11 protein-coding genes are annotated in these 13636 nt (G+C 63.4%); 4 read left to right on the forward strand and 7 right to left on the reverse strand.

Translation table 11 applies throughout. From position 1 onward, the window contains the following. Positions 1–75 precede the first annotated feature (75 nt). Positions 76–1494 (forward strand): aminotransferase, encoded by a 1419-nt coding sequence (locus LB552_RS19050; RefSeq protein WP_224609328.1) that lies wholly within the window; start codon positions 76–78, stop codon positions 1492–1494. A gap of 45 nt (positions 1495–1539) precedes the next feature. Here LB552_RS19050 and LB552_RS19055 read toward each other — a convergent pair whose 3' ends face one another. Next, positions 1540–2742, reverse strand: coding sequence for an aromatic ring-hydroxylating oxygenase subunit alpha (locus LB552_RS19055; protein ID WP_224609330.1), 1203 nt, complete (start codon positions 2740–2742; stop codon positions 1540–1542). A gap of 478 nt (positions 2743–3220) precedes the next feature. On the opposite strand from LB552_RS19055, the gene LB552_RS19060 reads away from it, so the two are divergent. Next, a complete protein-coding gene (locus tag LB552_RS19060) occupies positions 3221–3631 on the forward strand; it encodes a hypothetical protein (RefSeq protein WP_224609332.1) in 411 nt (136 codons plus the stop codon). Between the two features lie 273 nt (positions 3632–3904). Here LB552_RS19060 and LB552_RS19065 read toward each other — a convergent pair whose 3' ends face one another. Both LB552_RS19065 and LB552_RS19070 read right to left on the reverse strand, forming a co-directional pair. Next, entirely contained in the window at positions 3905–6007 is a 2103-nt protein-coding gene (locus LB552_RS19065) for an ATP-binding protein (protein ID WP_224609588.1), read from the reverse strand. Positions 6008–6160: 153 nt separating this feature from the next. Continuing rightward, positions 6161–6889: a response regulator gene (locus LB552_RS19070; RefSeq protein ID WP_224545631.1), complete on the reverse strand. Its 729-nt coding sequence runs from the start codon at positions 6887–6889 to the stop codon at positions 6161–6163. A gap of 93 nt (positions 6890–6982) precedes the next feature. On the opposite strand from LB552_RS19070, the gene LB552_RS19075 reads away from it, so the two are divergent. Beyond that, a complete protein-coding gene (locus tag LB552_RS19075) occupies positions 6983–7684 on the forward strand; it encodes a response regulator transcription factor (RefSeq protein ID WP_140692892.1) in 702 nt (233 codons plus the stop codon). A 75-nt stretch (positions 7685–7759) separates the two neighbouring features. Here the strand turns inward: LB552_RS19075 and LB552_RS19080 are convergent, their stop codons facing one another. Beyond that, entirely contained in the window at positions 7760–7924 is a 165-nt protein-coding gene (locus LB552_RS19080; protein ID WP_224545633.1) for a hypothetical protein, read from the reverse strand. A 31-nt stretch (positions 7925–7955) separates the two neighbouring features. Beyond that, positions 7956–8288, reverse strand: a complete 333-nt coding sequence (locus LB552_RS19085) for a hypothetical protein (protein WP_224609335.1) — start codon at positions 8286–8288, stop codon at positions 7956–7958. A gap of 348 nt (positions 8289–8636) precedes the next feature. Between LB552_RS19085 and LB552_RS19090 the strand changes: the two genes are divergently transcribed. Further along, positions 8637–9092, forward strand: coding sequence for a L,D-transpeptidase (locus LB552_RS19090; RefSeq protein WP_224609338.1), 456 nt, complete (start codon positions 8637–8639; stop codon positions 9090–9092). A 137-nt stretch (positions 9093–9229) separates the two neighbouring features. Here the strand turns inward: LB552_RS19090 and LB552_RS19095 are convergent, their stop codons facing one another. Further along, on the reverse strand, positions 9230–12313 hold the full coding sequence (locus LB552_RS19095) for an efflux RND transporter permease subunit (protein ID WP_095767407.1): 3084 nt from the start codon (positions 12311–12313) through the stop codon (positions 9230–9232). Further along, positions 12310–13611 carry an efflux RND transporter periplasmic adaptor subunit gene (locus tag LB552_RS19100; RefSeq protein WP_224609341.1) on the reverse strand — a complete coding sequence of 434 codons (1302 nt, stop codon included), beginning with the start codon at positions 13609–13611 and terminating at the stop codon, positions 12310–12312. Before LB552_RS19100 ends, LB552_RS19095 begins: the two co-directional genes overlap by 4 nt. Between the last annotated feature and the right edge of the window lie 25 nt (positions 13612–13636).

Below are 13636 nucleotides of genomic sequence, written 5' to 3' on the forward strand. Positions count from 1 at the left end.
AAGCTGAATTTCCATGGTTTTCCGCGCAATTTGATATCCGGTGGAAATTCAAAAACCTGACAGTGCGAGGCGAAAATGGCGGCTCAAAGCAAGATCAAGGCAAGCGAACTCATCGATGCCGGCGATGACGACGCGGTCGAGCTCGCCAAGCGCCATCTCTTGCAGCCCTGGCCCTACGCCGGCTCGGTCGGCAACGAGGCGCGCGCGCTGATCGGCGAGGGTGACGGCATCTATATCACCGACGCTTCCGGCAAGCGCCTCATCGACGGCCCGGCCGGCATGTGGTGCATCAATGTCGGCCATCGCCGCGAGGAGCTGGCCAAGATCATGTACGACCAGGCGATGGCGCTCTCCTACAACACGCCTTGGTATACGATGAACGCGCCCTCGGCCGAGCTTGCCCGCCGCATCGCCGATGCGGCACCTGGCGATCTCAGCCACACCTTCTTCACCACCGGCGGCTCTTCGGCGGTGGAGACGGCGCTGCGCTTCATGCAGTTCTACAACAATGTGCGCGGACGGCCGGAGAAGAAGCTGATCCTCAGCCGTGGCGGCGCCTATCACGGCTCGACCTATCTGTCGGCCTCGCTCAACGGCCGGCCGCGTGACCGCGACTGGATGGACGGCGCCGACGATCTGGTGGTCAAATTGTCCTCGCCCGACTCGTTCCGGCGGCCGAAGGAGACGAGCATCGCCGCCTTCACCGATTTCCTGGTCGACCAGTTCCGCGACACCGTCGCGCGCGTCGGCGCGGAGCGCATCGGCGCCTTTGTCGGCGAACCGGTGCAGGCTTCCGGAGGCGTCGTCGTGCCGCCGGACGGGTACCTGAAGCGTATCCGCGAGATCTGCCGCGAGAATGACATCCTCTATGTCTCGGACGAGGTGGTGACCGGCTTCGGACGGCTCGGCCATGTCTTTGCCTCAGGCGACGTGTTCGGCATCGATCCGGACATGATCACGTTCGCCAAGGGCGTCACATCGGGCTATTTCCCGCTCGGCGGCGTCATCATCTCCGAGCGCCTGCTCGAAGAGCTGCGCCGCTCCAACTATCCCGATGCGCTGTTCGGCCATGGGCTCACCTACACCAGCCATCCGATCGGCTGCGCCGTCGCGCTGAAGAATCTCGATCTTCTGGAAGAGGGCGTGCTCGCCCACACGCGCGAGATCGCGGCCTATTTCCAGGCGCGACTGAAGACGCTGGAAGAGCTGCCGCTGGTCGGCGAGGTGCGTGGCATCGGGCTGATGGCTTGCGTCGAATGCGTCGCCGACCGCGACAGCAAGGATCCGCTGCAGCTCGACAAGAATGTGGGCAAACGCATCGATGTGCATTGCCACGAGCTAGGGCTTCTGGTGCGGCCGCTGATCAACATGTGCGTGATGTCGCCGCCGCTGATCATCAGCCGCGAGCAGGTCGACGACATGGTGGCGATCCTGCGCGAAGGCATTTCACGCACCATGGATGATTTAAGGAAGGAAGGGGTCTGGCGGGGGTGACGGCCCTTCTCCTTCTCCCCGTGGAACGGGGAGAAGGAAAAGGCTCTACCCCCTCGACCGCAGCGCGTCGTTCAACCCCCACATGTCCTTTTCATCGGGCGCCGTCTCCAGGTTCAGGACCGGGATCTGCCTGCGCAAATGGTCGTGGTGGGTGCGCACGCCGTATTCGAGGTCGGAGAGGTAAAAGCCCTCGAAGGCTTCCGACAGCATGGATTCGTTCGACCACACCGAGAGCTGCACGTCTTCGTTCATGGTGTCGCGGTCGATGCGATAGGCGAGGTAGCGTGCCGCCGCCTGTTCGCGCGTCTCGTCCTTGTAGCGGTAGATGGCGCCGCGCAGCAGCGTCTCGCCGGTCGACAGCGGGAACTCCTGATAGAACTGGACGGATTCCGGCATGATCGACAGCGCGTTGTTGGGGAAGATGCCGTAATAGATCCAGGCCTTGCGCAGATGTTCCGGCAGATGCGTGGCCTCGGGCGCGAGCTTGATGTACTCGCGAACGCTCCAGCGCCGCCCGGCATGCGGATTGTAGGTGGCGAGGGACCGCGACACGCCGTTGATGAAGGGCTCGTCAAAATAGGTCGCGCCATAGAGGTCCTGCAACGCGGGATGCGCCATGGCGACGTGGTAGCCTTCATTGTCGACGTCGCGCACCGACTTCCAGTTGACCGGCGATTTCTGGGTCCAGATGCCCCAGGACGGAACCATGTCGGCGACATTGTAATTCGCCATCTCGGCCTCGATCGGCTTCAGCAGCTCGGCCACCGAAGGCTGCGGGCCGCCCTTGCGGAAGCGGATGAAAATGAAGCCCATCCAGATTTCGAGGTCGAGCGGCATCAGGCCGAACTCGGCCTTGTCGAGCTCGGGGAACGAGCCCGGACGGGCAGCACCGCGCAACGTGCCGTCGAGATTGTAAACCCAGCCATGGAACGGGCACACCAGCGCGTTCTTACAGGTGCCCTGGCTGTCGGCGACGACGCGGCTGCCGCGGTGGCGGCACATGTTGTTGAAGGCGCGCACGATGCCGTCGTTGCCGCGCACGATCAGGGCGCGCTCGCCGATGACATCCATGGTCAGATAGTCGCCGGAATTGGGCACGTCGGAAACATGGCCGGCAATCTGCCAGTGGTTGCGGAAGACGTACTCCTTCTCGAGCTCGAGAAGGGCGTTGGAATGGTAGCTCCACCCCGGCAAACCCCGCCGGTCCCAATCGTTGGGAATCGCCACGTCACGGAAGTGCGGGTTCATGGATATATTCTGTTTTTTTGTTGAATACTCATTCAATATGAGCATATTTTGCGTTGAAATGCAATAGCTTGTGGAAATGGAAAAATTCCATGGCGGCAAATCCGGCCCTGCCCGGGCTGGAAAAATCCCGGAAAATCCGGGTCTTAATTGAGGAAGCGGAACGGCAATTTAGAAGGCGGATACCCGTCTCGGAGAAGGCCTGTTTCGACGGTCACGGGCGTGCGTAGACAGCGGCGGAGCGCTCGATTCAGGCGTTGCTGTGTGAGGCTGTTTACAGTTGGGCCGGCACGGCGGGCGCATATCTGAGCTGACCATTTCGATGGCCGCTCGAATGGTTGCCTCGGATTGGGAAGGCTGGCGCGCCCGGCATCTGTTTCAATCCTGTTACACAGGCAATCATCGCCGACCATCCGGCAGTTACCTGGTGCGATTATGTTCGTTTCATAGCAAAAAAGAAAGACAACGAAGGGAACAACCGATGTTTGCGAAAGTTCGCACCACCGATGCCAATCGCCGCCTGAGTGGCCCGGAACGCAATGACCGCCGGCCGAAGCTTGCGCTGCGGCAGCGCGCCAGCGACCATCCGATGGCGATGTTCATGTTGATCGGCGCCTGCGCCTTTGTCGGCATGCTGGCCGCGCCTGCCTCAGGGCCGGCTTTCGCCTCGATCAATCCGCCGGCCAATGTCGTCGAGGGCGCGCAGACCACGCTCAAGACCGCCCGCCTGCCGGAATCCACGATCGACTTTGCCTGCAAGGGTCAGAACTGGGGCGCCGAGAGCCTTGAGTGCCTGCGCGCCATCGTCGAGCAATCCGGCCAGCACAGGGAGCGCGCGGTGCGCATGATCGCCAACGCCGCGCCGCTCACCAACACGCCGAACGTTTTTTAAGACCTTCCCTGAGCGCGCCCTCCTGCGCTCCAGTCAGGCTCCCGCCGTGGAAATCGGTCGGGAGCCTCTTTTTTGGGGCCTGTCGATATTCAGGTGAGGCCGACCTGCGAAGGGCAGCTTCCTGCGTTTCCGGTGCTCACGTACTGAAGTACGCTCCGCTCCGGTTCTCGGAAGTCACCATTTTCGACTCAGCCTGACCTGAATCTCGACGAAGCCGGCGACGGCGAGTTTAGGTTTAGATTCCGCCTACCTGGTGGTCCCAGGCTAACCTGCTCAGATATGGGCGCCGTTGTCGGCGGCGGCTTCGTCGGCAATGGTCGAGAGGATGCCGCGGACGTCGAGCGTCGAGAATGGCTTTTCCAGGATGTGCGGGCGCTGCTGCGGCGGCAGCGCTTCGATTTCCGCCTTGGCGCCGATCAGATCGCCGGTGACCAGCACGAAGCGCTGCGCCAGCGCGGGCCGCTGAGCAAGCAGTTCGCGGTAGATCGCAATGCCGCTGATGCCCGGCATGCGCAGATCGGAAAAAACGATGTCCGGCGGCATGTAGCCGTTCAACACGTCCGCCGCCGATGTCCAGCTTGCCACGACGCGCGACTTCACGCCCATCAGTTCGAGTATGTCGGACAACGAGCCGGCGACGTCCGGCTCGTCGTCGATCACCAGCGCGTGGCGCAGCCCGCTCGAACGCGCCGGACTTTCGCCGGGCGCGGCGCTGCCGCCCGCGATCGCCGGCAACTCCACGACGAAGCGCGCACCTTGCGGCTCGACCTCCTCGAACCAGATGTTGCCTTTGTGGCGCTCGACGATCGATTTCGAGATCGACAGGCCGATGCCGGTGCCGACGCCGACCGGCTTGGTGGTGAAATAAGATTCGAAGATGCGCGAGCGGATCGCCGCGGGGATGCCCGGGCCGTTGTCCTCGACGGAGAAGCCCGGATTGCCGTGCTCGTTGCGGAACGTCCGCACCTTGATGCGCCGCTCGCCGGCGATGCCGGCAAGCGCATGCTGGCTGTTGATGAGGAAGTTGGCCGCCACTTGGGTGATATGGTCGGCATCGGCCATGGCAAGCAGCGGCCCGTTGGCAAAGTCGGTGTCGATGATGATGCCGCTGGAGCGCGCCCCATAGGCGGTGACTTCGAGCGCCGAGCGCATCACCTGGTTGAGATCCGTCTCGGCCTGCTCGGTCGGATGCAGCCGCACCATCGACAGGAAGCTCTTGACGATGCGGCCGCATCGCTCGGCGGCGGCGCGCACTTTCTCGGCGCGGACCTTGGTCTGCGGATCGCCGGCGAATTCGTGCAGCAGCGTCGACTGCGCCACAACCACCGCAAGCGGGTTGTTGAGCTCATGCGAGACGCCGGCAAGCAGCGAGCCCATCGCCGCCATCTTTTCGTTCTGGTGCAGCTTCTCGCGCTGACGATTGATCTCTTCCTCGGCCTGCAGCTTTTCGCGCAAGTCGCGGATCGAGCCGAAGATCAGGCGGCGGTCGGCAACCCGCATCTCGGTCGCCGTCAGCTCGATCGGGAAAATCTCGCCGGCAGCGTTCTGCGTGACGGTCTCCAGCCGCTGGCCGACCATCGGCGCGCCGCGGCCAGCCATGTATTCGGCGCCAGAGGCATAGCCTTTGCGGTAGTATAGCGGAACGATGGTATCGAGCAGGTCCTTGCCGAGGATTGCGCTGCGCTGGAAGCCGAACATCTTCTCGGCGGCCGGATTGAATTCGATGATCGAACCCGTCTCGTCGATGACGATGATGGCGTCCAGTGAGGCCTGCAGCATGGTGCGGCGGATCACTTCACTGGCATGCGCTTCCGATGGCGAGCGCTCGATGGCGTCGCCGATCGCCAAAGCGATGATGTGCAGCGTCGCTTCTTCCTCATCCGTCCATTCGCGCTCAGCGATGCAGTCATTGATGGCCAGCGTGCCCCAAAGGTGGCCATGCGCGAACACGGAGACGGACAGGAACGACTTGATGTTCTGCTTCTCGAAATCGGCCCGCAGGAAACCCTCGAGGTCGCGCGTGTGGCCGGAGAAAATCTTGCCTTGCCGCTCGTCCTCCTGCAACTGCTCCAGCAGCGAGTCCGAGTTGATGATCGACTGCATGATCACCGTGGGCGAGGCCAGCTCGCCGCCGAAGTCAGGGTCGATCCAATAAGCGGCGACGGACTGGGCGAAGCCTTCGCCCGGCAATTCACGCAGGCGGAAAAGGATGCCGCGCTGGCAATCCATCTTGCGGCACATCGTCGCCAATATGTCGTCCATCTCGCGCTGCCAGTCGCCTGCCTCGCGCAGGCGGCGCACGACATGGACAGCCGCCATGGCGGCGCCGCCCGGACGCGAGCCATTCGTATCGGTGCGTGCTGCATCAGCAGTCATGGTCATCCAAGGCCCGGACGTCGGTCGTTCAGAGCGTCCCTCCGTTCCACGGAAACGGCGAACCGCTCTACCGCTTTGTTTTGACGCAATTCCGGACGGAAGGCTACGGCCAAGGCGCCGAGCCTAGCCGGTTCATGCCATTCCCGGAATGCTCTAGTTGGCGTCGCCGCTCGGCAGCGAGAAGATATAGCCTTCGCCGCGCACCGTGCGCAGGAATTTCGGATTGGCGGGGTCGGCCTCGATCTTCTTTCGCAACCGCATGATGCGGATGTCGACCGCGCGCGAGGATTCCGGATCCTCGACGAAGCCGATCGCTTCCGAAATCGCCGCTCGCGTCAGAAGCCGGTTGGCGCGGGTGAGAAAAACCTCGAGCACGTCGAACTCGCTTTTGGCCATCTCGATCACCGCGCCATTGGCGCCGATGACCAGACGGCCGTCGAAATCGGCCTGGAAGCCGCCGAAATTCACGAAACGGCGATTTGCGGTTTCGGCCTTCGCCGGCTGCGGCTCGGCCGGCTGCGGCACGCGGCGCAGCACGCTGCGCACCCGCGCCAGCACCTCGCGCAATTCGTACGGCTTAACGATATAATCGTCGGCGCCGAGCTCCAGCCCGACGATGCGGTCGAGCGCCGTGCCGGCGGCCGTGGCGTAGATGACGCCGATCTGCGTTTTCGAGCGCAGCCAGCGGCCGAGCGACAGCCCGTCCTCGCCAGGCATGGCGATGTCGAGGATGGCGAGGTGGAAGGACTGCGCCTCGAACAGTGCGCGAGCGGCGGCCGCATTCTCGGCCGTGACGACGTCATAGCCGCTGGCGCCGAGATATTCGGCCACAGCCTCCCTCAGATCCGGTTCGTCCTCGACGACGATGATACGTGCCTTCACGACGCGCTCGCTCCCGCTTTCAGGAGAAAGTAGATTGGGTATAAACATGATGTCCAGCACTCATCTCGAGTTGTCTGTGGCGGGGTGAAGAAAATGGCCGCACGATCCGTCATTGCGCTTGTGTCCGTCGCCGAGGTGGTGGCCAAAAATCTCGCCGACCATCTCGAACGGCGCGGGCACGATGTGCGCCAGGCGCGCCAGCCCTGGGAGGCGGAGACGCTGCTTTCGGCCGGCGGCATCGATGTCGTGGTCGTCGGCGACGACGTCACCCAGGCCGAGGGCCGCGAACTGCTCAGGCGTTACAGCAGCCAGGGCGGGGGTGGCGAGGGCGGTCCCGACTTCATCCTGATCTGCCGGCCGCGCGACCTCGTCGACAAGGTGCTGGCGCTTGAGCTGGGTGCCGCCGACGTCATCGAAAGCCCGCTCAACGTGCGCGAGCTTGCCGCGCGCATCGGCGGTCTGCTGATGAGACGCGGCAGGGCCGGCGGCGAGCTGATCGTGCTGGAAAACGCCACCGTCGACCTGCGGTCGGCCATGGTGATGCATCGCTCGGGCGCGGAGGAGCAGCTTTCCCCGGGCCAGGTCGCGCTGCTCAAGCTGTTCCTGGCCAGCCCGCGCAAGGTGCTGACGCGCGACGATATCATTGCCGCGGCGCCGGCGGAGAATGCAGATGCTTTCGACCGTTCGATCGATTCGCGCATCGTGCGGCTGCGCCGCAAGCTCGACACCGAGACCATCACCACCATCAGGGGTGCCGGCTATCGTTTCGATCCGCCGGTTCCACGCAACGAGTAAGCTTTGATCAGCGAGGCTTTTGAGCATCGGATTCCCCAAAGCGGTGGTCATTTTGGGTCCGACAACGCCTGGCGTTCAGCGCACGACGATGACAGAGGGTCCAGTTGGAACGTTCGCGCTGACGGTTATCCCGGCCTGGGCGCGCTCCTTTAGCAACACCGTCGCAAGAGCGGCAAAGCCCAGCAAACCCTGCGCGTAAAGCAGCGCTGAAAGCACCGAGGCGGCAAGTTTCGTCTTCATCTCTTCAAATCCTCGATCTCGAAATCGGGCTTCAGGAAACTCCCGAAGCGCCCGCGCCGCTGACGGAGCCCCCCGCTGCGGCGCGGGCCTTCGGTCCTCTCGGCAGCAAGTAGCCGGAGGGGCCGCGCGTCCTCATCAACCGGAGGCCGACCCGCCAGAAGGCCTTCAGCCGGTGGACGCGCAGGCTGGACAAAATCCAGACCGTGGCGATGAACAGAGCCATGTGCAGCGTCGAAACCTCGCCGGAAGTCATCGCCGCCAGCGTCGTCGCCGGCTTGCCGGCTACCGAGCCGGCGTCGCCGAGCACGATCGCCGCGACGCTGATCCTGGGAAACCAGGAGCGGAGTTTCGATTTCCTGCCCATTTTCGTTTGTGGATGTCTGTTCCCGTTGCGTCAAATTTGATGCCGGCCTGTATCCAAATCATGCCGCCGGAGACGCACTTTGTTGCAGATCGGTTTCGAAAGTGGGTCCTAGTCTTTCATATACATATGAAATGAACTTTCGTTTCTGGCCGAAGCCGATTGTGCGACGCCTGACCGCCACCTCTCGCAAAGGTCCGCGGTACTGCTCAACCGGCCTCGCTGTTAATTTGCAGAAACGAATTCGAAACAGAAACGAGTATTAAGCGAAATAGGTCTGAAACGGACGAGCACGATAAGGCCCCATCGAAATTGAAGCCGGACACAACGGCAAAAAACAGAGGGATCGTCATGCACACCGCCATTTCGGCCAAGCTTATCCATATCACCGCCGCCGCGCTCACCGGCGCGGCGCTTCTGTTCGGCGCCGGCAATGCCGCCCACGCCAACCAGCTCGTCGCCAAGGTTTCGCTGTCGCAGCAGATCATGGAAGTCACGGTCGATGGCCGCCCGACCTACATCTGGAAGGTCTCGACCGGCAGCAGAGGGCACATCACGCCGACTGGCTCGTTCAAGCCGACCCGCTTGCACGAGATGTGGTATTCGAAAAAATACGACAACGCGCCGATGCCGCATTCGGTCTTCTTCAGCGGCGGCTATGCCGTCCACGCCACCTATGCCGTCAGCCATCTCGGCCGTCCCGCTTCCCATGGCTGCGTGCGGCTGCATCCCGATGCGGCGGCCGATTTCTATCAATTGGTCGAGGCCTTCGGCCCCGGCAACACCAGCATCGTCATTGTCAAGTAACGCCCTGGCCAAGTAACCGGCTGGGTAAGAGTAGCAGGCAGGTTGCCGCCTTCCACCCATCGCGAAGCCGTGAGGCAGCCGCCAAAAAAAGAGGCCGGAATTTTCCGGCCTCTTTTTTTTTCGCTTCGGTTGCCGTCTCAGCTCGGCAGCGCCGGCATCAGATTCGGATCGGGCTTCTCGGCGAGATGCGGCAGGTCCTTGCTGGCGATGAAGGTGTAGAACATCGGCACGACGAAGAGCGTGAACATGGTGCCGACCAGTATGCCGGTGAAGATGACCAGGCCCATCGAATAGCGCGCGGCTGCACCGGCGCCGCTGGAGACGATCAGCGGCACGACACCGAGCGCCATGGCCGCCGTGGTCATCAGGATCGGCCGCAGGCGCACCTTGGCCGAAGCGATGATGGCGTCGCGGCGCCGCATGCCATGGATTTCACGCTGCTGGTTGGCGAATTCCACCAGCAGAATGCCGTGCTTGGTAATCAGGCCGATCAGCGTGATCAGGCCGACCTGGGTGTAGATGTTCAGCGTCCCCAGGCCGATGTTGAGCGGCACGATCGCGCCGAAGATCGACAGCGGCACCGCCATCATGATGATAAGCGGATCGCGGAAGCTCTCGAACTGGGCCGCCAGTACCAGGTAGATGACGATCACCGCCGCCGCGAAGGCGATCAGGATGGTGTTGCCCTGCTCCTTCTCCTGCCGCGACTGGCCGGAATAGTCGACGAAGAAGGTGTCGGGCAGGGTCTCCTTAGCGAGGTCCTCCAGCACCTTCAGCCCGTCGCCGGTGGTCACGCCAGGCAGAGGCAAGGCCGAGATCGTTGAGGAGTTCAGCTGGTTGAACTGCTCGATGGCCGCCGGCGAGGCATTGGTCGAGATCTTCACGACCGCCGACAGCGGCACCATCTTGCCGTCGACACTGCGCACGAAATACTCGCCGAGCTTGTCGGGATTGTCGCGGAATTCTTGCGGCACCTGCGGGATGATGTCGTAGCTGTTGGAGTCGCGGTCGAACTGCGCCACTTCGGAGCCGCCCACAAGCAGCGTCAGCGTATTGCCGATATCGGCGATCGGCAGGTTCAATGCTGCCGCGCGCTCACGGTCGATGGTCACGGTCACCTGCGGCGCGTCGTAAGACATCGAGTTCTGCACGACGATGAAGCGGCCGGAAGCCTGCGCCTTGCTCTTGATCTTCTCCGCCTGCTCGAAGACCTCCGAGGGAGCTCCGGTGGAGCGCACCACCATGGAAATCGGCAGGCCGCCGCCGGAGCCGGGCAGCGTCGGCGGCGCGAAGACGAAGGCTTCGACGCCGGCGACCTTGGCGAGGCGGCCCTGAATGTCGGCCTGGAGCTCCTTCGAACTGCGCTTGCGCTCTGCCCAATCCTTGAAGGCGAAGCCGACGAAGGCACCGTTGGTCGCGCCGCCGAAGGCGACGGCAGAGAATTGCGCCCTGGTCTCGGGAATGTCCTTCACAAGGCCAAGCATCTGATTGACGTAGGCCTCGGTGTAATCCGATGTCGCATAGCGCGGCGCGGTGACGATCGAGAGCAGGAAACCTTGATCTTCTTCCGGCGCCAGCTCCGTCGAGGTCTTGGTGAACATGAAGCCGGTCAGCGCCACGAGAGCGACAACGATGATCAGCGTCACCGGGCGGTTCCTGAGCGAAGCGGTGACCGCCCGTTCGTAGACGCGCTCGACGCGGCTGAAGGTTCCGTCGACGATCCGCTGGAAGCGGCCGTGCTGGCCCGGCTTCAGCAGGCGAGCGGACATCATCGGCGTGATGGTCATGGCGATCACGCCCGACAACACCACCGAGCCGGCCAGCGTCACCGCGAATTCGCGGAACAGCGCGCCGGTGAGGCCGCCGGTGAAGGCAAGCGGGGCGAACACGGCGGCCAGCGTGATGGTCATCGCCACGATGGCCGTCGCGATCTCGCGCATGCCGTTGAAGGCCGCCTGCATCGGCGACATGCCGTCTTCCTCCATGTGGCGGTGGATGTTCTCCACCACCACGATGGCGTCGTCGACGACAAGGCCGATCGCCAGCACCATGGCCAGCAGCGACAGAAGGTTGATCGAATAACCGACCGCAAACAGGATGAAGCAGACGCCGATCAGCGATAGCGGGATCGTCACGATCGGCATCATCACCGAGCGGAACGAGCCCAGGAACAGGAGGATGACCACGATGACGATGGCGACGGCTTCGCCGATGGTCTTGAACACTTCCTCGATCGAGGCGCTGATCTGGCCAGTGGCGTCGTAGACGACCTCGATCGTCATGCCTTTCGGCAGCGTCTCCTGGATCTGCGGCACGAGCCGGGTCACCGCGGCGGCGGTCGTCAGCGGGTTGGCCGCAGGCGTCGGGAAGATGGCCAGGAAGGTTCCCGGCTTGCCGTTGAAGCTCACCCTGGTGTCGGTGTTTTTCGCGCCGAGCTCGACATGCGCGACGTCGCGCAGGCGCACCACCTGGCCATCCGTCGAGCGTATCGGGAGCTGGGCGAAGGCCTCAGGCGTCTGCAGGGTCGAATGAACGGTGATCGAGGAGACCACATATTCGTTCTCGGTGTTGCCGGGCGCCGACAGGAAGTTCGAGTTGTTGATCGCGGTCAGCACGTCCACGGCGGTGGCGCCGCGGGCGGCAAGCCTGATCGGGTCGATCCAGACGCGCATGGAATATTCCTGGGCGCCGAAGATCTGGACGTCGGCGACACCTTCCACGGTCGAGATGCGAGGCCGGATGACGCGCTCGATATATTCGGTGAGCTGCTCCTTCGTCATGTTCGGGTTCTGCATCGAGATGTACATCATCGCAAACTGCTGGCCGGTGCCCTTGACGATGACCGGATCCTTGGAGGCGTCCGGCAAGGTGCCGCGCACGCCCTGGACCTTGGACAGCACCTCTGCCAGCGCGACGTCCGGATTGGAGCCGAGCTTCATCTGCACCGTGACCGTGCTCGAGGACGGACGGCTGGACGAGGTGACGTAATCGATGTTTTCGGTCGAGGCGACGGCGCGCGCGATCGGGGCCGATATGAAGCCCTGGATCAGGTCGGCGCTGGCGCCGGGATAGGCCGTGGTGATGGTGATCGCCGTCTCGTCAACCTTAGGATATTGACGGATCGACAGGCCGAAGATGCCCTGGAAACCGAGCAGCAGGATCAGGCAGGCCAGCACCGTCGACAGCACGGGCCGGCGGATGAAAAGGTCGGAAAAGCTCATTGCTGAACCTGTTTGTTCGCCGATTTGCTGGGATCGATGGTGTTGTCGACGGCAACCGACATGCCGTTGAAGAGCCGGTTCTGGCCGGCCGTGACGACCTGGTCGCCGTCCTTGAGGCCCTCGACGATCTCAACCATGCCGTTGTTGCGGCGGCCGAGCTTCACGAAGACCTGGGAGATGGTGAGCGCCGGCTGCTGCGCGGCCTCGGCCGGCTTGGCGGCGTCGCCGGCCGCTTTGTCGGCCGGCTTCGCGTCAGCCGGTTTTGCCGTGGTGTCGGCTGGCTTGGTGGCGTCCGCCTGCGGCTTGGCGGCATCGCCGGCCGCCTTATCGGCGCTAACCTTCTGCTCATCCGGCTTCGCCGGCGCGGCAGCGGCTGCGGGCTTCGCCGGCTCGACCACGAAGACATAATCGCCATAGAGGCTGGTCGTCACCGCCGTCTGCGGCACGGAAATGACATTGTTTTCCTGCGGCAGCTCGACACGGATCTGGACGAACTGGCCAGGCGTCAGCTTGCCTTCCGGATTGGCGACCTCGCCGCGAATCGAGACCAGCCGGCTGGCGGGATCGATCTTGGGGTCGATGCCGCGAATGGAGCCGGCAAATGACATATCGGCGAGATTGGTGCCGAGCTTGATGGTCTGGCCGATCTTAAGCAGCGGCAGCTGCTGTTCGGGTACCGTGAAGTCGACCCGCATCGTGTCCAGGTCCTGGATCGTCACCACCGCGTTGCCTGGCGCCAGATACTGGCCGATGTCGATCTTCGGGATACCGACCGTGCCGCCGAATGGCGCGGATAATTGCTTCTGGTCGAGCACTGCCTGCAGCTTGTTGACCTGCGCGGCCGAGGCGTCCGCCGCAGCACGCGCGGCGTCAAGCGTCGCGTCGGTGCCGACGCCGCGCCGCTGCAATTCGATCGCGCGGGTCAGCGCCGCCTGGTCCGAGGCGGCCTGCGCCTTCTGCGCCACCAGATCGGCTTTCTCGACGGCATCGTCGAGCTGCACCAGCACCGCGTCGGCGGCAACCTTCTGGTTTGCGTGGAAAAGGATGTCCCTGACGATGCCGCTCGTCTCGAGGGTGAGATCGACGCCTCGCACGGCGTTGACGGTGCCGATGGCCTCGATGCCGGGGGTCCATACCGAAGGCTTGACCGTCACTGTCGAGACCGTCGCGGCCGGCGGCTTCATGGTAGCGAAATACTGCTTGATGCCGGCGTCGCGCATGAAGTTGAAACCAACGATGCCGACGCACACCAAGGCAAGCAGCAGCAAAAATCCGGCGATGATGAAAAAGCGCTTCACGGATGGTCCCCTCGAGCCGGCAACC

Origin of the sequence: Mesorhizobium sp. CA7, from assembly GCF_020165015.1 — a bacterium.
Classification (GTDB): Bacteria; Pseudomonadota; Alphaproteobacteria; order Rhizobiales; family Rhizobiaceae; genus Mesorhizobium.